Genomic DNA, 17,518 nt, shown 5'->3' with positions numbered 1-17,518 from the left:
TGTCGGCTTTGCAGCACCGCATCCGTCCTCCGGACAGATTCGGTGCGGTAAGCAGCTATATCAAAGACTGAGCTTGCGGGGCAGGACCTCCTACAAGACGACAGGCGTTTGACGTATTTATTGATTAGATGCTTATGTCTCACAAATTCTTGTCAGGTACCCGATTGCATCCAATCAAACGCGGTACACTCAAGCAAACGCTGCCGGTTTACCACAAGCCGATGAACTATTACCCACTGGCGGCAGATGCTCGCAAGCATCCGTGTAGTGTTAATCATCTCTACTCATTAAGGTTGCCGGAACCCTCGCAAGTACTTGTGCGATGGTTTGACGTTTAGTACTAAGCGTAACTACGCTAAACAGCCTTCCCCGCGATGAACGCTATGTGTACTTGAACCTCGGTGATAATATTTTATGGCTACGGCTTCAGCCCGCTGCTCCACGAAACGGCCAGTCGCACTCCAAATGTTCCGTTATCACGTTAGTGATTCGGAACGCTTCGGGATAGTGGGGCTCAATGCAGGTAGCAAAGCGATTTCCATCGAGGAAAAGGCTAAACCATGCAGTCACCGGCCTGTATTTTTACGACAACTCGGTGGTGGAGATTGCTCCAAGTAGGTGAGGCCCTCTGTTCGTGGCGAGGAAGGCGGTTTAAGTGAGATTGCCCACTACCGCCTCGCCTCGCTGTGCTGTGCTGTGCTGTGCTGTGCTGTGCTGTGCTGTGCTGTGCTGTGCTGTGCTGTGCTGTGCTGTGCTGTGCTGTGCTGTGCTGTGCTGTGCTGTGCTGGCACTTTTCAATACTCAGGCTACAGACGCAATGCCCTCGGAGGAAATAGAACTCGTTTTTAGCTCTCCTCCAAATCTCCATCTCGATAGTTAAATTCGAGGCATGATTTGTGGGCGCGTCCGACAGAGGTCCATCCAGCTCAACATACCGAGGTAAAAAAACTGAAAATATCCCAAAAAGCCCTAAACCAGCAGCCCTAGCTTGCAATACATCCACTTACTACAATACCCTTAATCCCTAACACCCATCAGGGACTATCCTTTCAAGGAGCATGAACATGAAAAAGCTACTGGCCTTGGCCCTCGTCACCTCCCTCAGCCTGCCTCTGATGGCCGCTGAAACTGTCCCTGCGGCCACCGCCAAGGTGCCCGACGCGTCCTCCAATCTGAGCTTGTCGACTCCAATCGCCGGCGGCGTAACGGTTGGCACTGGCTTGGCCATTGGCGCCGGCGTTATCGCCGCTGGTGTTGCTGCCTCTAACAGCGGCGGTGGTGGTGGTAATGATGGAACTCCAGGCACTAGCGGCACCGGTGGCACTACCGGCACTACTGGCACCACCCGGTAACAAATCCCGCTTTAGTTCGATACGCTAACCTCCCAGCCCTGCTGGGAGGTTTTGTTTTGCCTATTCCCTTCGAGCAATTTCGACAATGAATCGCGCGCTTCCCTTGGCCATGCTGGTTGGCCTGACCCTGCAAGGCTGCATATTTTCCCCTGGTCAGCACATGGACACGGGCAATCTGGTACGTGAAGGTTCACCAGAAAGCAGTCGGATCGAACTGGTGCCCATTACTCCCAAACTTGTTGCCATTGAAGCGGCCGCCAACCGGTCGAATTTTGTTGCGCCGGAGCTACTTGGCTACCAGCCAGTTGAGTACAAGATCGGTGCCGGTGACCTGATCTACATTACCGTCTGGGACCACCCAGAGTTAACCGCTCCGTCAGGAGGGCAGCAACCGATTGAAGCGAACGGGCGCATGGTTCGCCCCGACGGCAGCCTCTTCTACCCCTATGTTGGGACGATCGAAGCTGCTGGCAAAACCATCGAAGATCTTCGTTCGACCATTGCTTCGCGCCTGGCCAAAGTGATTGCTGAGCCCCAAGTGGATGTCAGCATCGTGCGCTTTGTCAGCCAGAAAGTCATTCTCTCCGGCGCTTTCGTCAAGCCCGGCCAGTTTCCTATCACCAATACGCCTTTAAGTCTTTTGGAGGCCATTGGGCAAGGCGTGGTGCAGCCCGAGTCTGCTGATATTTCCGGGCTGGTACTCAAACGTGACGGTCGCGAATACGTAATCGATCTCGATTCGCTCAATCGCAAGGACTCGAAACTGCACGCCCTCTACCTAAAGGACGGCGACCAACTGCACCTACCCTACAATGACCAAAAGAAGGTCTATGTGCTGGGTGAGGTTACCGCGGCGCGCGCCCTTATCTTCAAGGGAAGCAACATGAACCTGACCGATGCCCTAGGCAGCGTAGGCGGCTTGCGTCAGGAAACCGCAAGCGGCAAAGAGGTTTATGTGATCCGTGGAGTAGAGAATCTAGCGGATGAACCAGCGAAGGTTTTCCAGCTTGACCTCAAGTCGCCTTCAGCGTTCGCCCTTGCCGAGCACTTCAAACTGCAACCGCAGGATGTGGTCTACGTCGGCCCGGCCGATGTCACTCGCTGGAACCGCTTTATCAGCCAGGTGTTCCCTTCGGCTAACCTGCTGCGCACGAGTGTCGCCATTCAAGATGACATAGGCAATAACAACTAAGAATTGGAAATCTCGTGAAATTTCTGCGACTGGCCATCCTCGCGATGGCCACCTTGCTGTTGAGCGCCTGCAATCCATTGATGACCGCCTCTTTGGATACGCTGAAGGCCGCTTTCGAAGGGCCAGCGCCTCTGGAACTCACACGGCAGCAGGTCGATGCGACTCCGTACTACCAGATCACTATCGAGGCCCCTACGGGTGAAGCCGTGATGGCACTGGTGCGTCTGCAGGATGGTGTCGGCTTCTGGATGGCTTCGACTCGCCAAATCCTGATGCTCGAGGACGGCCTGGCCATTCGCAGTGCCGGTTTCAATGACAATCTGGATGGCACTCGCTTCGACGGCGTGTCGCCGTTCAAAACCGGACTGCACCGTATCCCCGATGGCTTGCAAACCCGACGTCAGGTGGACTTTACCGACGGTTATCGAGTGGGTGTCATCGTGACCAGCCGTTTCAACAGGAAGGGCCTGGAGACCGTGCACATCCTCGACAGCGATGTGGAACTGCTGCGCGTGGACGAAGAGATCGCGATGGACGGCCTGGGCTTCACCGCGCAGAACCGCTTCTGGGTCGACCCCACCGACGGTTTCATCATGGCCAGCGAGCAGCACCTCACCCCCGAATTGCCCCTACGCATTGTTCAAGTGCGCCCGAATAAGCCGGTAGTGCAATGATTTTTCGTTCCTCCTGGCTGCTTTGCTGCAGCCTGCTCATGACTTTTGCCGCAAATGCTGACTCGCTGGTCACGGTGCAGGGTGATGCCGCCAAGCCCGGGCGCTATTCGTTCGTGGACGGCACGCGCCTGCATGACGTGTTGCTGCAGGCTCAGGTAAGCCCCAAGGCTTATCTGCTCGGCGCAGCCTGGTTGCATACCCCTCTGCGTGATGCGCAAGAGCGTCTCAAGGTTGGTGTTCTTTTCGATCTGTCGACCTTGCACAGTAGTGCGCTAGTGGGCGATCAGGCTGGGTTGGCATCGCTTGCCGCGCGCCTTCGCGAAAAGGTGCAGGCCATGCCGGTGACCGGGCGCAAGGTCGCCCAACTTGACCCGGTGCAGGTGGAATTGAACCGCGTTAATAACCGCTTCCTGAGTGATGGCGATGTACTGCTTTACCCGCTTCGCCCAACCACGGTTCGGGTCGAAGGCGCGGTACTGGGTGAGTGCGAATTGCCGTTCCAACCGTTACAAGCAGCGATCGACTATCTCAAGGCTTGCCCGCGCGATCCAAACGCTGACGCCGATTGGCTGTTCGTGATTCAGCCTGACGGCCGAGTATTCAAGGATGGCGTGGCTCTGTGGAACGAAACCACATCCGTACCACCTGCCCCAGGCGCACGCATTTACGTGCCGGTGCACAACAGCAAACAAGGCGCTCCCACGCCTGATCTGAATACCGAACTGGCTGCCTTCATTGCCACCCAGCCATTGCTGGAGGTTAAGCCATGAAGTATCACTTGATCCCTTGCTTGTTGCTGGGTTGCAGTACGTGGGCGGGGGCAGAACCGCGTTATACCCAGAGTGACTTTGGTGGTGTGGGGCTGCTGCAAACGCCTACTGCGCGCATGGCGCCTGCGGGTGAGTTGTCACTGAACGCTAACCGTACCGATCCTTACAGTCGTTATAGCGTGTCCTTTCAGCCGTTCGATTGGTTGGAGGGTTCGTTCCGCTACACCGCTATTACCAACCGCGATTATGGTTCGGAAGACTTGAGTGGCAACCAGAGCTATAAGGACAAGGCGATCGACGCCAAAGTGCGTCTGCTCGAAGAGTCTCACTGGATGCCGCAAGTGGCACTGGGTGCGCGTGACATTGGTGGTACCGGCTTGTTCTCCAGCGAATATTTTGTCGGCAACAAACGCTTTGGCGATTTTGACCTGAGCCTGGGCCTGGCATGGGGTTACATTGGCAATCGTGGTGACATGGACAATCCGTTGGGCTGGCTCGACGACAAGTTCGATGAACGTCCCAATACCAACATTAGTCAGGCGGGTGACTTCAACGGCAACCAGTACTTCCGCGGATCGCCCTCCTTCTTTGGCGGCGTAACTTACCAAACGCCCTGGGACCCACTGTCTCTGAAACTCGAATACGAAGGTAACGACTACCAGCACGAACCGCAGAACAACAACCAGGTCCAGGACTCGCCAATCAACCTCGGCTTCGTTTTCAAAGCCAACGACTGGATCGACCTGCACGCTGCCTGGGAACGCGGCAACACCGCGATGTTCGGCATCACCATGCACACCAACTTTGCCACCCGCAAGGCGCCGACCAAGAGCTTCGACCCCAAGCCCGAGCCTGTGTCCGACACCAAACCCATGGTCGCGCCGCAAGATGTACAGTGGGCCGGTGTCGCCAAGCGCCTGCAAACCAACGCGGGCTACACGGTTTCGCGCATCACCCAGCGGGATTCCGAAGTCATTGTTTATGGCGAGCAAGGGCGTTATTTCCATACGCCGAAAGCCGTTGGCCGCGCTTCGCGCATTCTGGACAACAGTGTCAATGACGAAATCGACTGGTTCACCATGGTCGACACGCGCTACAGCCTGCCGGTCGAGGAGGTCAGCGTGCCTCGCGATACCTTCCGTGAAGTGGTGCAAGAGGATCGTCCGCTGGAAGACCTGCGTCGGGTGACCGAGATGAACGTCCCGGTACCGCATCAGGAAAAGACCCTGTTCGAACAAAAGCCTGACCCGCTCAGCTATGGCTTGGGTCTGGGCTACAAGCAAAACGTCGGCGGCCCCGACGGGTTCCTGTTGTACCAGTTCAGTGCGGACTTGAACGGCGAGTATCGCTTCAAGCCTGACCTGTGGTGGAGCGGCACCCTGAGCGCGAACCTGGCGAACAACTTCGACAAGTTCAAGTACGACGCACCTAGCGGTCTGCCACGTGTGCGTACCGACCTGCGCCAGTACATGACGACTTCGGAAGTCACCATGCCGACCTTCCAGATGAACAAGGTCAAACAGCTGGATGAGGACCTTTACGGCATGCTGTACGGCGGCTACCTGGAATCGATGTTCGCCGGTGTCGGTGGCGAAGCGCTGTATCGTCCGATGGGCGAACGCTGGGCCGTGGGTGTGGACATGAACTGGGTCAAGCAGCGTGACTTCGATCAGGGCTTTGGTCTGCGTGACTACGACACCATTACCGGCAATGCCACGCTTTACTATCGCAGTTCGTTCCAGGACATTCTCGGTGCGGTCAGCGTTGGACGTTATCTGGCCAAGGACTACGGGGTTACCCTGGACCTGTCCCGTGAATTCAACAATGGCGTGCGTTTCGGTGGCTGGGTGACGGTGACCAATGCGACCAAGGAAGAGTACGGCGAAGGTAGCTTCGGCAAAGGCATTTACTTCTCGATTCCGTTCGACGAATTGATGGCCAGCTCCACCACCCGCCGTGCCAGCCTGGCGTGGACGCCGCTGACCCGTGACGGTGGTGCCGCACTGGCGCGCAGCTACTCGCTGTATTCCCTGACGGAGCGTCGCAACATCGACCTGTTCCACAACAACTTCTACAAGGTCACCGAATGAAGCAGCGAGTCTTGCAAGCCCTGCCCAAACTCGCGTTTTTCGTGATCTTGCTGGTGCTGTGTTTCGCCGGGATGCGCGGCGAGCCGGTGCCTCAGGTGTTCGAGAACCAGGACAAGCTGCATCACTGGGCAGGTTTCGCCTGCCTGACGGTGAGTGCCTATCTGGCGTTCCCCGGCACGCGGTTGATCTGGTTGTTGTTCTGGCCGTTGGTGGGCTCGGTGGTGATTGAGCTGGAACAGAGCTTCATGCCGCTGCGCAGCGCGTCATGGGGTGACATGGTGGCCAATGCCACCGGCGTGACGTGCGGCATGTTGGTGATTCTGGCGTGGCGCGGGTATCGGAACACCAAGTTCGAAAAGGCTTCCGAGCTTGCGTCGTGAAGCGCTAGCTGATGTTTTTCGTGAACCAGCGCGCTCCCACTCTTTAATTGAAACTATCGAAGCTTATGAATTAGCTGGCTACGTCGCCTGAAGACCTAGCCAGCTCAAAGGTGAAGCCTCTCTAAGCGTTTTTAATTGCTAGCCAGCAGCCTTGCCAACCCAACGCTCATCGATGTCTGCTCAGGAAGTTTGAATCGCTCTAATAGCCGCTTGTTGTTCGCTCGCGAATGCCGGATATCACCCGAGCGACCCGGGCCATAATTGATAGGTGGCAGCTCTCCCAATACTTCAGTTAAAGCATCGAGCATTTGGTTAAGTGTCGTCGCGCGATTCATTCCGACATTGATTGCGCCTATCTCAACCTGCGGCACCTCAATCGCTTGCACCAACACGTTAACCAAGTCTTCTACGTATACGAAATCTCGGGTTTGCTCACCGTCGCCGAAAATGGTGATAGGCAGTCCTTTCCGAGCTCGCTCACTAAATATGCTGATTACGCCGGAATACGGTGAAGATGGGTCCTGGCGCGGGCCAAAAATATTGAAAAAGCGAAATACTACGGGCTCCAGTGCATGTTGGCGCTGATAGAAATCGAGATAATACTCGCTCGCCAGCTTGTCCGAGGCATAGGGAGTCAATGGCGCTTTTGGTGTTTCCTCATCGATTGGGAAACCCTCACCATTATTTCCGTACACCGCTGCACTCGAGGCAAATACAACGCGTTTGACTTTAGCTTGGCGCATAGCCTCACAAACGTTCATCGTGCCAACGAAGTTGCTTTGATGGGTCCGTACCGGATCATCAACCGAAGCCTGAACTGAAGCCACTGCAGCTAGATGTGCAACCGCCTGACATCCAACCATTGCTTGAGCAACGGCACCGGCATCAGCAACATCTCCCACAATCAACTCAAGCAAAGGGTTATTTAGCGGGAGATTGCAGCGTTTACCGGTCGACAAGTCATCGAAGACCCGAACAGCGTAACCTTTAGCCAGCAATGCGTCTGTCAGGTGGGAACCAATAAATCCGGCACCCCCAGTGATTAAAATAGGGCCATTAGCCATGATCAAAACCTATCCATAATTTTCGGGAGGGGTTCACATCCTCTCGATGATGTTCCCTGGTTTCAGTTTGAGTGCAAAGAATGTAAAGCACTTACTTAGGTGCGGTACTCAAATTGCGACTCAGCGAAGTCGAATTATCCCACAGATCATTCGGTAAACACGAGATTGGTTAATGCTAAGCGGTCCATGGATCACGATGTACACATCTCATCGACTTCTGTATCTGGGCATCGGACGCATCTCGCCCCTGTGCTCGGCATCAACGTCGTTTCTAAAATGAGAGAGTGATTGGTCTGACTCTGCGTAAATGTCAGACGCAGTCTTTGGAGGACTCCTGCTGGCGAAATCACCTATTGGGTGAACACCTCTAACGCGAAAAAATCTGTTCCCATACACATTTAAGTCGACCTCTCGCCCCTCATCTGAAAAATAAACTCAACAAATCCCCTCCCCCGCCGACACCCTGTCAAAGCCTCACGGATTGAAAACGCCATGCGTAACAACCAGCCTATTACACAACGCGAACGAACCTTCCCCGCTCAGCAACGGTTGATTTCCACCACCGATGCCAAGGGCATGATCACCTACTGTAACGATGCTTTCGTTGAGATCAGTGGGTTTTCCCGAGAGGAATTGATTCGTGCGCCGCATAACCTGGTGCGTCACCCCGACGTGCCGGCAGCGGTGTTCGCGCATATGTGGGGCACGCTCAAGCAAGGCTTGCCCTGGATGGGTATTGTGAAGAACCGCTGCAAGAGCGGCGATCACTACTGGGTTAACGCCTATGTGACACCGATCTTCGAAGGCAATCAGGTGATCGGTTACGAGTCGGTGCGGGTTAAGCCCACCGCCGAGCAGATCCGCCGTGCCGAAGCGCTCTACCAGCGCATCAACCAGGGTAAGTCGGCTGTTCCCTCCTCGGATAAATGGTTGCCGATGCTGCAGGACTGGCTGCCGTTCATTCTAGTCAGCCAATTGAGCTTCATGATCGGTGCCTCGTTGAACTCCCACTGGGGGTTTGCCCTGGCTGCGGGGCTCTCGGTGCCACTGGGCCTGATGGGCCTCCAGTGGCAACAGCGAGGCCTCAAGCGTTTGCTGCGCCTGGCCGAGCAGACCACCTCCGATCCGTTGATCGCACAGATGTACACCGACAGCCGCGGCGCCCAGGCGCGTCTGGAAATGTCCATCCTCAGTCAGGAAGCACGCCTGAAAACCTGCCTGACACGTCTGCAGGACACGGCCGAACACCTGACCGATCAGGCCCGACAGTCCGACGCCCTGGCGCACAACAGCTCCAGCGGCCTGGAACGTCAACGGGTCGAGACCGAGCAAGTGGCCACCGCGGTCAACCAGATGGCCGCGACCACCCAGGAAGTCGCCAGCCACGTGCAGCGCACCGCCGACGCCACCCAGGAAGCCAATCGCCTGACCGGTCGTGGTCGTGACATCGCCGGGGAAACCCGCGAAGCCATCCAGCGCCTGTCGGTGGTGGTCGGTGAAACCGGCGTGACCGTGACCCAACTGGCCAAGGACAGCAACGAAATCGGTGGTGTGGTCGACGTGATCAAAAGCATCGCCGACCAGACCAACCTGCTGGCCCTGAACGCAGCCATCGAAGCGGCGCGTGCCGGCGAGATGGGTCGTGGTTTTGCGGTGGTGGCCGACGAAGTCCGTCAGCTGGCGCAACGCACCAGCGAGTCCACCGGGCAGATTCACGCGCTGATCGCCAAGCTCCAGCACACCGCCGGCACCGCCGTGCAAACCATGGAAGCCGGGCATCGTCAGGCGGAAGAAGGCGTGGCGCGGGTACTGGAAGCGGACCAGGCGTTGGTGGGGATCAGCGAAGCGGTGGCCAACATCACCGACATGACCACCCAGATCGCTGCCGCGACTGAAGAGCAAAGTGCCGTGGCCGAAGAGATCAGCCGCAACATCAGCAACATTTCGGAACTGGCGGACCAGACCTCGGAACAGGCACAGAACTCGGCGTTGCTAAGTGAAGAGCTGACCAAGACTGCCAATACCCAGTATTCGTTGGTGGAGCGGTTTAACCGCTGATTGCTGCTGGAATGATAAAAACCCGGACAGTGAGAGCTTCCGGGTTTTTTATTGAGCCGGTGAAAGTGATGTTGCCCAGGAGTTCCTCATCGCGAGCAGGCTCACTCCTACAGTTGATCGTTGTCGACACAAAAATCTGTGCCCACTGTAGATCCAATGTAGGAGCGAGCCTGCTCGCGATGAGGCCATGAAGGGCAATGAAGAACTCACTGAAGGAATGAAGCCACTTTCTGCGCCGCAGCCGCCAAATGCTGCTCATGGCTAAACCCCGAAGCCTTCAGCGGCTTCAAGTCATGATCCCCCGCCACCAGCCAGAACACCTCGATACCCGGCGATAGCGCATAACCCTCGACCGCCTCCCGGTTGCCCAACGCATCGCGCTCACCTTGCACGATCAAGGTCCGCGTCTTCAGCCCCGCCAAATGCTCAACCCGTGGCTTCTCCGGTTTACCCACCGCATAGAACGGATAACCCAGGCACACCAGCCCATCCGCACCCAATTCATCCGCCAGCAGACTGGCCATGCGCCCGCCCATGGACTTGCCGCCGATGGCCAGGGGCCCAGTGACATGGCGTCGCACCTGGGCATACACCTCACGCCAGCATTCCAGCAGTTTCGGCGCGGGGTTCGGCGGGCGTCTACCGCCATCGAGGCGCCGTTGCGCCATGTAGGGAAACTCGAAGCGCAACACGTTGACGCCTTGAGCGGCGAGGCGTGCAGCCATGTCGCTCATCCAGTCGCTGTCCATCGGTGCGCCGGCGCCATGGGCGAGAATCAGCGTCGCCGCAGCCTTGCCAGCGGCGGCATTCCACAACCATCCATGATCCCGCACGCACTGCGCCCATTGATCCCCGTCAATACCGGCCTTGTGCCCTTTGTCCATGCTTGCCTCGCTTTTAGTCTGCCTATAACTCCGGCCGAAGGGTGCACTGCCTTGCGCTGCGCGCTCACTTCGGCTGAACCGTGGATGGGGAACCATGAACACTTCTATCAGTACCGCCTACAACTACAAGGTGGTCCGCCAATTCGCCATTATGACGGTGGTGTGGGGCATCGTCGGCATGGGGCTCGGGGTTTTTCTCGCTGCCCAGTTGGTCTGGCCCGAACTCAACTTCAATTTGCCGTGGACCAGCTTCGGCCGCCTGCGCCCGCTGCACACCAACGCGGTGATCTTCGCCTTTGGCGGCTGCGCGTTGTTTGCCAGTTCGTTCTATTCGGTGCAACGCACCTGCCAGACCCGGTTGTTTGCGCCAAAAATCGCCGCGTTCTGTTTCTGGGGCTGGCAGCTTGTGATTCTCCTGGCAGCCATCAGCCTGCCGCTGGGCTACACCAGCTCCAAGGAATACGCCGAGCTGGAATGGCCGATCGACATCCTGATCACCATTGTCTGGGTCGCCTACGCCATCGTGTTCTTTGGCACGATCATGCAGCGCAAGACCAAGCACATCTATGTCGGTAACTGGTTCTTCGGTGCGTTCATCGTCACCGTGGCGATCCTGCACATCGTCAACAACATGGAACTGCCGGTCAGCTTCACCAAGTCCTACTCGCTGTACTCCGGTGCCACCGATGCGATGGTGCAATGGTGGTACGGGCACAACGCCGTAGGCTTCTTCCTCACCGCCGGTTTCCTCGGGATGATGTATTACTTCGTGCCGAAACAGGCCGAACGTCCGGTGTACTCCTATCGTTTGTCCATCGTGCACTTCTGGGCGCTGATCACCCTTTATATCTGGGCCGGTCCGCACCACTTGCACTACACGGCGCTGCCGGACTGGGCGCAGTCGCTGGGCATGGTGATGTCGCTGATCCTGCTGGCGCCGAGCTGGGGTGGGATGATCAACGGCATGATGACCCTGTCCGGTGCCTGGCATAAGTTGCGCAGCGACCCCGTTCTGCGTTTCCTCGTGGTGTCGCTGGCGTTCTACGGCATGTCGACCTTCGAAGGGCCGATGATGGCGATCAAGACGGTCAACGCCCTCTCCCACTACACCGACTGGACCATCGGCCACGTACACGCAGGCGCCTTGGGCTGGGTGGCGATGATCTCCATCGGCGCGCTGTACCACATGATCCCGAAAGTCTTCGGACGCGAGCAGATGCACAGCATCGGCCTGATCAACGCGCACTTCTGGCTCGCCACCATCGGCACCGTTCTGTACATCGCCTCGATGTGGGTCAACGGCATCGCCCAGGGCCTGATGTGGCGTGCGGTGAACGAGGACGGCACGCTGACCTACTCCTTCGTCGAAACCCTGGTGGCCAGCCACCCAGGCTTCGTCGTGCGGCTGGTGGGTGGCGCGATCTTCCTCAGCGGCATGTTCCTGATGGCCTACAACACCTGGCGCACCGTGCGGGCCTCGCAGCCTGCCGAAGTCGCCGCTGCCGCGCAGATGGCCTGAGGAGTCCGCCATGAAACACGAAACTATCGAGAAAAACGTCGGCCTGTTGCTGCTGCTGATGATCCTGGCCGTGAGCATCGGCGGCCTGACCCAGATCGTCCCGCTGTTCTTTCAGGACGTGACCAACAAACCGGTGGAAGGCATGAAGCCCTACACGGCGCTGCAACTGGAAGGTCGCGATATCTATATCCGCGAAGGCTGTGTCGGCTGTCACTCGCAGATGATCCGTCCGTTCCGTGCCGAGACCGAACGCTACGGGCACTACTCGGTCGCCGGCGAAAGCGTGTGGGATCACCCGTTCCTGTGGGGCTCGAAACGCACCGGGCCGGACTTGGCGCGGGTCGGCGCGCGCTACTCGGATGACTGGCACCGCGCGCACTTGTACAACCCGCGCAACGTCGTGCCGGAGTCGAAGATGCCGGCGTACCCGTGGCTGGTGGCCAACCCGGTCGACAGCAGTCATACCGAAACCAAGATCAAGGCCATGCGCACCCTGGGCGTGCCGTACACCGACGAAGACATCACCGGCGCCGTCGCTTCGCTCAAAGGCAAGAGCGAAATGGATGCGCTGGTCGCCTACCTGCAAGTACTCGGCACTGCCATCAAGAGCAAGAGGTGAGCCATGCCCCTGTCTTTTATAGAGATCGAATTGAGCACTGGAATGATCCGCGGCCTGGGCACCGTCGTGGTGTTCGTGGCCTTCGTCGGCCTGACACTGTGGGTATTCAACGGCAAGCGCAGCCCGGAATTCGCCGAAGCGCGCCTGCTGCCGTTCGCCGACGAGCCACAACCCGACATCACTGACGAATCAGCAACAAGGAGCACCCGGCCATGACCACCTTCTGGAGTACGTGGATCTGCGTACTGACCATCGGCAGCCTGATCGGCCTGACCTGGTTGCTGCTCAGCACCCGCAAGGGCGAAACCAAGGGCAGTGTCGACCAGACCATGGGCCACAGCTTCGACGGTATTGAGGAGTACGACAATCCGTTGCCGCAATGGTGGTTCATGCTGTTCGTTGGCACCTTGGTGTTTGCCGTCGGCTATCTGATCCTCTATCCGGGCCTGGGCAACTGGAAAGGCATCCTCCCCGGCTACGAAAACGGCTGGACCGGGGTGCACGAATGGGAAAAGGAAATGGCCAAGGCTGACACGAAGTTCGGGCCGATCTTCGCCAAATTCGCGGCAATGCCCGTGGAAGAAGTGGCCAAGGACCCGCAGGCTCTGAAAATGGGCGGCCGCCTGTTTGCCTCCAACTGCTCGGTGTGCCACGGCTCGGACGCCAAGGGTGCATTCGGCTTCCCCAACCTGACCGACAGCGACTGGCGCTGGGGCGGCAACCCGGAAACCATCAAGACCACCGTCATGGGCGGCCGGATGGCGATGATGCCGGCCTGGGGTGAAGTCCTGGGGGAGGAAGGTGTGAAAAACGTCGCCGCTTATGTGCGCCATGATCTGGCCGGCCTGCCGTTGCCCGCCGACAGCAAAGCCGACCTGCAGGCCGGACAGCAAGCCTTCAGCACCACCTGCGTCGCTTGTCACGGAGCAAACGGCCAGGGCACTGAAGCCATGGGCGCACCGAACCTGACCCACCCGGCCGGCTTCATTTACGGTACAAGCCTGACGCAGCTTGAACAGACGATTCGGCATGGTCGCCAAGGCCATATGCCGGCGCAGAACGAACTGCTCGGCAACGATAAGGTGCAGTTGCTGGCTGCGTATGTGTACAGCCTGTCACACGGTTTGAATACCGAGCGCTTGCAGGCTGAAGACAACCGCAAATAAATTCCGACCGCTCTGCTGCCGCATTCTCCCGGATGCGGCAGTTCCCTGCCCCTTTGCGACCCATTGTCGCACCCTCGCACAGACTTTCTTTCGGAACCCCGGATTCGAGTCTAAGCTTCCCCCGATGCGGACTGGCCGGTGCCGGTTCCAGGTCGACCCTGAACGATGTGTTCGACGAATCTGCCCGATGACAGGCCGCAAAGGCTGGTAGATACCGGCTGTCGCGCCAGTTGCCTTCGGTCAGCCAAACGTTGCGTTTGAACACACCCCGTTACATCCGACCTGACCCCCTCGCCTGATCAGTCCGCCGGGACGTTTTGCCCACGGGCAATTTTGTCCCTACGCGGTGCATGGAAAGGCCGCAGAATCAGCTTTTGAAAGCATTGACCCAGGTCATGGCGCGTTGCAATGACCCCCTGCTTTCTCCATACTTGCGGCCGATTTTTAATCCTAATAAAACACCCAAACCGTGGAACCTTAGAATGAGCACAGCAATCAGTCCGACTGCTTATAACTATAAGGTAGTCCGCCAGTTCGCCATCATGACGGTGGTCTGGGGGATCCTTGGCATGGGGCTTGGTGTCTTCATCGCCTCGCAACTGGTCTGGCCGGAGTTGAACTTCGGTCTGGCATGGACGAGCTTTGGACGCCTGCGCCCGTTGCACACCAACCTGGTGATTTTCGCCTTCGGTGGATGTGCACTGTTTGCCACTTCTTATTACGTCGTGCAGCGAACCTGCCAAACGCGACTGATTTCCGACAGCCTCGCCGCCTTCACCTTCTGGGGATGGCAAGCGGTGATCGTCGGCGCGATCATTACCTTGCCGATGGGTTTCACCACCACCAAGGAATACGCGGAACTGGAATGGCCCCTGGCTATTCTGCTGGCCATTGTCTGGGTCACCTACGGTCTGGTGTTCTTCGGCACCATCGTCAAGCGCAAGACCAAGCACATCTATGTCGGTAACTGGTTCTACGGCGCGTTCATCGTCGTGACCGCGATGCTGCACATCGTCAACCACATGTCGCTGCCGGTCAGCCTGTTCAAGTCCTACTCGGCCTACTCGGGTGCGACGGACGCGATGATCCAGTGGTGGTACGGCCACAACGCCGTGGGCTTCTTCCTGACCACCGGCTTCCTGGGCATGATGTACTACTTCGTGCCGAAACAGGCCGAACGTCCGATCTACTCCTATCGCCTGTCGATCGTGCACTTCTGGGCGCTGATCACCCTGTACATCTGGGCCGGTCCGCACCACCTGCACTACACCGCGCTGCCGGACTGGGCTCAGTCCCTGGGCATGGCAATGTCGATCATCCTGCTGGCGCCAAGCTGGGGCGGCATGATCAACGGCATGATGACCCTGTCGGGCGCCTGGCATAAGCTGCGCACCGACCCGATCCTGCGCTTCCTGGTCGTCTCCCTGGCGTTCTACGGCATGTCGACCTTCGAAGGCCCGATGATGGCCATCAAGACCGTCAACTCCCTGTCGCACTACACCGACTGGACCATCGGCCACGTACACGCCGGCGCTCTGGGCTGGGTTGCGATGATCTCGATCGGCGCCATCTACCACATGATCCCGAAACTGTTCGGTCGTGCGCAGATGCACAGCACCGGCCTGATCAACACCCACTTCTGGCTCGCGACCATCGGCACCGTGCTCTACATCGCCTCGATGTGGGTCAACGGCATCACCCAGGGCCTGATGTGGCGTGCAATCAACGATGACGGCACCCTCACCTACTCGTTCGTCGAAGCGCTGCAAGCCAGCCACCCGGGCTTCATCGTCCGTGCCCTGGGCGGCGCGTTCTTCGCCACCGGCATGTTGTTCATGGCCTACAACGTATTCCGTACCGTACGCGCCTCGAACCCGGCTGAAGCCAAAGCCGCCGAACAGATTGCCGTAGTTGGAGCTCACTGATGAAGCATGAAGCAGTCGAGAAGAATATTGGCCTGCTGGCCTTCTTCATGGTCATCGCCGTCAGCATCGGCGGCCTGACCCAGATCGTTCCGCTGTTTTTCCAGGATGTCACCAACAAGCCGGTCGAGGGCATGAAGCCCCGCACCGCCCTTGAACTGGAAGGCCGGGACGTTTATATCGCCAACGGTTGTGTCGGCTGCCACTCGCAGATGATCCGCCCGTTCCGTGCTGAAACCGAACGCTATGGCCACTACTCGGTCGCCGGTGAAAGCGTCTGGGACCACCCGTTCCTGTGGGGTTCCAAGCGTACCGGTCCGGACCTGGCCCGCGTCGGCGGTCGTTACTCCGATGACTGGCAGCGTGCGCATTTGTACAACCCGCGCAACGTGGTGCCTGAGTCGAAAATGCCAGCCTACCCGTTCCTCGTGGAAAACAAGCTCGACGGCAAAGACACCGCCAAGAAAATGGAAGTCTTGCGCACGCTCGGCGTCCCTTACACCGACGAAGACATCGCCGGCGCCAAGGATGCTGTGAAGGGCAAAACCGAAATGGACGCGCTGGTGGCCTATCTGCAAGGCCTGGGCACCATCATCAAAAGCAAACGGTGATCTAAATGGATATCGGGATGATTCGTGGCCTGGGCACCGTCGTTGTGATGGTGGCCTTCATCGGTCTGGCGCTGTGGGTATTCAGCCCCAAGCGCAAGTCTGAGTTTGAAGACGCGACCTTGCTGCCTTTTGCGGATGATCCCGAAGCCATCAAGCACGTCGAGCAAGCTTCTAGGAGTAACAAAGAATGACTACATTCTGGAGTCTGTACGTCACAGTCCTCAGTCTCGGTACGATCTTTTCCCTGACCTGGCTGCTGCTGTCGACCCGCAAGGGCCAGCGCACCGAGCAGACAGACGAGACCGTCGGGCACTCCTTCGATGGCATCGAGGAGTACGACAACCCGCTGCCGAAATGGTGGTTCATGCTGTTCGTGGGCACCATCATCTTCGCACTGGGCTACCTGGTGCTGTATCCGGGCCTGGGTAACTGGAAAGGCCTGCTGCCGGGTTATGGCTACCTCGACAACGAGAAGCAGACCCCGTTCGCCAACGGCCAGACCGGCTGGACCGGCGTTCACGAGTGGGAAAAGGAAATGGCCAGGTCGGACGCCAAGTTCGGTCCGATCTTCGCCAAGTTCGCGGCCATGCCAATCGAAGAAGTGGCCAAGGACCCGCAAGCCCTGAAGATGGGCGGCCGCCTGTTCGCCTCCAACTGCTCGGTTTGCCACGGTTCCGACGCCAAGGGCGCCTACGGCTTCCCTAACCTGACCGACGCCGACTGGCGCTGGGGCGGCGACGCGCAAGCCATCAAGACCACCATCATGGGCGGCCGTCACGCGGTGATGCCTGCGTGGGCTGAAGTGATCGGCGAGCAAGGCGTGGCCGACGTGGCCGCGTTTGTCCTGACCAACCTCGATGGCCGCAAGCTGCCGGAAGGCGCCAAGGCCGACCCGGTTGCCGGGCAGAAACTGTTCGCCACCAACTGCGTGGCGTGCCACGGTCCGGAAGGCAAGGGTACGCCAGCGATGGGCGCACCTGACCTGACTCACCCGGCAGCGTTCATCTACGGCTCGAGCTTCGCTCAACTGCAGCAGACCATCCGTTACGGCCGTCAGGGCCAGATGCCTGCGCAAGAAGCAATGCAGGGTAACGACAAGGTTCACCTGCTGGCCGCTTACGTCTACAGCCTGTCTCACGGTGAGAAGGCAGCGGACGCCGAGTAAGGCAAACGCTTGAAGCAACAAAAAACGGCCCCGCCAATGTGAATTGGCGGGG

The 17,518-nt window shown here is 58.3% G+C and carries 17 protein-coding genes and 1 pseudogene; 16 read left to right on the top strand and 2 right to left on the bottom strand.

From position 1 onward, the window contains the following. Positions 1–128: 128 nt before the first annotated feature. The 7 genes and pseudogenes from PspS34_RS28490 to PspS34_RS08815 all read left to right on the top strand — a co-directional run. Positions 129–615, top strand: a pseudogene (locus PspS34_RS28490) (sugar phosphate nucleotidyltransferase); the annotation flags it as partial. A 449-nt stretch (positions 616–1,064) separates the two neighbouring features. Continuing rightward, positions 1,065–1,352 carry a hypothetical protein gene (locus tag PspS34_RS08840; RefSeq protein WP_159389591.1) on the top strand — a complete coding sequence of 96 codons (288 nt, stop codon included), beginning with the start codon at positions 1,065–1,067 and terminating at the stop codon, positions 1,350–1,352. Positions 1,353–1,437: 85 nt separating this feature from the next. Continuing rightward, positions 1,438–2,544 carry a polysaccharide biosynthesis/export family protein gene (locus tag PspS34_RS08835; RefSeq protein WP_159389590.1) on the top strand — a complete coding sequence of 369 codons (1,107 nt, stop codon included), beginning with the start codon at positions 1,438–1,440 and terminating at the stop codon, positions 2,542–2,544. A 14-nt stretch (positions 2,545–2,558) separates the two neighbouring features. Then, positions 2,559–3,218: a YjbF family lipoprotein gene (locus PspS34_RS08830; RefSeq protein WP_159389589.1), complete on the top strand. Its 660-nt coding sequence runs from the start codon at positions 2,559–2,561 to the stop codon at positions 3,216–3,218. A gap of 38 nt (positions 3,219–3,256) precedes the next feature. Further along, on the top strand, positions 3,257–3,988 hold the full coding sequence (locus tag PspS34_RS08825) for a capsule biosynthesis GfcC family protein (RefSeq protein ID WP_238786591.1): 732 nt from the start codon (positions 3,257–3,259) through the stop codon (positions 3,986–3,988). Next, positions 3,985–6,078, top strand: a complete 2,094-nt coding sequence (locus PspS34_RS08820) for a YjbH domain-containing protein (RefSeq protein ID WP_159389587.1) — start codon at positions 3,985–3,987, stop codon at positions 6,076–6,078. Before PspS34_RS08825 ends, PspS34_RS08820 begins: the two co-directional genes overlap by 4 nt. Continuing rightward, positions 6,075–6,458 carry a VanZ family protein gene (locus PspS34_RS08815; protein WP_159389586.1) on the top strand — a complete coding sequence of 128 codons (384 nt, stop codon included), beginning with the start codon at positions 6,075–6,077 and terminating at the stop codon, positions 6,456–6,458. Before PspS34_RS08820 ends, PspS34_RS08815 begins: the two co-directional genes overlap by 4 nt. 131 nt (positions 6,459–6,589) lie before the next feature. Here PspS34_RS08815 and PspS34_RS08810 read toward each other — a convergent pair whose 3' ends face one another. Next, entirely contained in the window at positions 6,590–7,522 is a 933-nt protein-coding gene (locus PspS34_RS08810) for an NAD-dependent epimerase/dehydratase family protein (protein ID WP_159389585.1), read from the bottom strand. 492 nt (positions 7,523–8,014) lie between these two features. On the opposite strand from PspS34_RS08810, the gene PspS34_RS08805 reads away from it, so the two are divergent. Continuing rightward, on the top strand, positions 8,015–9,580 hold the full coding sequence (locus PspS34_RS08805; protein ID WP_159389584.1) for a PAS domain-containing methyl-accepting chemotaxis protein: 1,566 nt from the start codon (positions 8,015–8,017) through the stop codon (positions 9,578–9,580). Between the two features lie 206 nt (positions 9,581–9,786). On the opposite strand, the gene PspS34_RS08800 is transcribed toward PspS34_RS08805, so the two are convergent. Beyond that, a complete protein-coding gene (locus PspS34_RS08800) occupies positions 9,787–10,464 on the bottom strand; it encodes an alpha/beta family hydrolase (RefSeq protein ID WP_159389583.1) in 678 nt (225 codons plus the stop codon). Between the two features lie 94 nt (positions 10,465–10,558). Here PspS34_RS08800 and ccoN (PspS34_RS08795) point away from each other — a divergent pair, with 94 nt between their 5' ends. The 8 genes from ccoN (PspS34_RS08795) (at position 10,559) to ccoP (PspS34_RS08760) (ending at position 17,466) form a co-directional block, all read left to right on the top strand. Beyond that, entirely contained in the window at positions 10,559–11,983 is a 1,425-nt protein-coding gene (gene ccoN / locus PspS34_RS08795) for a cytochrome-c oxidase, cbb3-type subunit I (RefSeq protein ID WP_057715668.1), read from the top strand. Between the two features lie 10 nt (positions 11,984–11,993). Beyond that, entirely contained in the window at positions 11,994–12,602 is a 609-nt protein-coding gene (gene ccoO, locus PspS34_RS08790) for a cytochrome-c oxidase, cbb3-type subunit II (RefSeq protein WP_057715669.1), read from the top strand. An 18-nt stretch (positions 12,603–12,620) separates the two neighbouring features. Then, on the top strand, positions 12,621–12,818 hold the full coding sequence (locus PspS34_RS08785) for a cbb3-type cytochrome c oxidase subunit 3 (protein ID WP_159390382.1): 198 nt from the start codon (positions 12,621–12,623) through the stop codon (positions 12,816–12,818). Then, entirely contained in the window at positions 12,815–13,768 is a 954-nt protein-coding gene (gene ccoP / locus PspS34_RS08780; protein ID WP_057715671.1) for a cytochrome-c oxidase, cbb3-type subunit III, read from the top strand. The genes PspS34_RS08785 and ccoP (PspS34_RS08780) overlap by 4 nt, the downstream gene beginning before the upstream one ends. 482 nt (positions 13,769–14,250) lie before the next feature. Further along, on the top strand, positions 14,251–15,693 hold the full coding sequence (gene ccoN / locus PspS34_RS08775; protein WP_008050393.1) for a cytochrome-c oxidase, cbb3-type subunit I: 1,443 nt from the start codon (positions 14,251–14,253) through the stop codon (positions 15,691–15,693). Then, positions 15,693–16,301, top strand: a complete 609-nt coding sequence (gene ccoO / locus PspS34_RS08770; RefSeq protein WP_009042961.1) for a cytochrome-c oxidase, cbb3-type subunit II — start codon at positions 15,693–15,695, stop codon at positions 16,299–16,301. Before ccoN (PspS34_RS08775) ends, ccoO (PspS34_RS08770) begins: the two co-directional genes overlap by 1 nt. Before the next feature lie 5 nt (positions 16,302–16,306). After that, positions 16,307–16,492 (top strand): CcoQ/FixQ family Cbb3-type cytochrome c oxidase assembly chaperone, encoded by a 186-nt coding sequence (locus PspS34_RS08765; protein WP_003175465.1) that lies wholly within the window; start codon positions 16,307–16,309, stop codon positions 16,490–16,492. Continuing rightward, positions 16,489–17,466, top strand: coding sequence for a cytochrome-c oxidase, cbb3-type subunit III (gene ccoP / locus PspS34_RS08760; RefSeq protein ID WP_150812399.1), 978 nt, complete (start codon positions 16,489–16,491; stop codon positions 17,464–17,466). The genes PspS34_RS08765 and ccoP (PspS34_RS08760) overlap by 4 nt, the downstream gene beginning before the upstream one ends. Positions 17,467–17,518 lie beyond the last annotated feature (52 nt).

It is taken from the genome of Pseudomonas sp. S34 (genome assembly GCF_009866745.1).
GTDB classification, from domain to species: domain Bacteria; phylum Pseudomonadota; class Gammaproteobacteria; order Pseudomonadales; family Pseudomonadaceae; genus Aquipseudomonas; species Aquipseudomonas jessenii.
The sequence above is the reverse complement of the archived record's forward strand: the minus strand, read 5'-3'. Positions and strand labels throughout refer to the sequence as shown.

Bases quoted from the DNA above. Each gene is read 5' to 3' on its own strand.
- PspS34_RS08825 (WP_238786591.1), top strand. From the start codon at position 3,257: ATGACTTTTGCCGCAAATGCTGACTCGCTGGTCACGGTGCAGGGTGAT.
- PspS34_RS08815 (WP_159389586.1), top strand. From the start codon at position 6,075: ATGAAGCAGCGAGTCTTGCAAGCCCTGCCCAAACTCGCGTTTTTCGTG.
- PspS34_RS08820 (WP_159389587.1), top strand. From the start codon at position 3,985: ATGAAGTATCACTTGATCCCTTGCTTGTTGCTGGGTTGCAGTACGTGG.
- PspS34_RS08835 (WP_159389590.1), top strand. From the start codon at position 1,438: ATGAATCGCGCGCTTCCCTTGGCCATGCTGGTTGGCCTGACCCTGCAA.
- ccoN (WP_008050393.1), top strand. From the start codon at position 14,251: ATGAGCACAGCAATCAGTCCGACTGCTTATAACTATAAGGTAGTCCGC.
- PspS34_RS08840 (WP_159389591.1), top strand. From the start codon at position 1,065: ATGAAAAAGCTACTGGCCTTGGCCCTCGTCACCTCCCTCAGCCTGCCT.
- ccoO (WP_057715669.1), top strand. From the start codon at position 11,994: ATGAAACACGAAACTATCGAGAAAAACGTCGGCCTGTTGCTGCTGCTG.
- PspS34_RS08800 (WP_159389583.1), bottom strand. From the start codon at position 10,464: ATGGACAAAGGGCACAAGGCCGGTATTGACGGGGATCAATGGGCGCAG.
- ccoN (WP_057715668.1), top strand. From the start codon at position 10,559: ATGAACACTTCTATCAGTACCGCCTACAACTACAAGGTGGTCCGCCAA.
- PspS34_RS08805 (WP_159389584.1), top strand. From the start codon at position 8,015: ATGCGTAACAACCAGCCTATTACACAACGCGAACGAACCTTCCCCGCT.
- ccoP (WP_150812399.1), top strand. From the start codon at position 16,489: ATGACTACATTCTGGAGTCTGTACGTCACAGTCCTCAGTCTCGGTACG.
- ccoP (WP_057715671.1), top strand. From the start codon at position 12,815: ATGACCACCTTCTGGAGTACGTGGATCTGCGTACTGACCATCGGCAGC.
- PspS34_RS08810 (WP_159389585.1), bottom strand. From the start codon at position 7,522: ATGGCTAATGGCCCTATTTTAATCACTGGGGGTGCCGGATTTATTGGT.
- ccoO (WP_009042961.1), top strand. From the start codon at position 15,693: ATGAAGCATGAAGCAGTCGAGAAGAATATTGGCCTGCTGGCCTTCTTC.
- PspS34_RS08765 (WP_003175465.1), top strand. From the start codon at position 16,307: ATGGATATCGGGATGATTCGTGGCCTGGGCACCGTCGTTGTGATGGTG.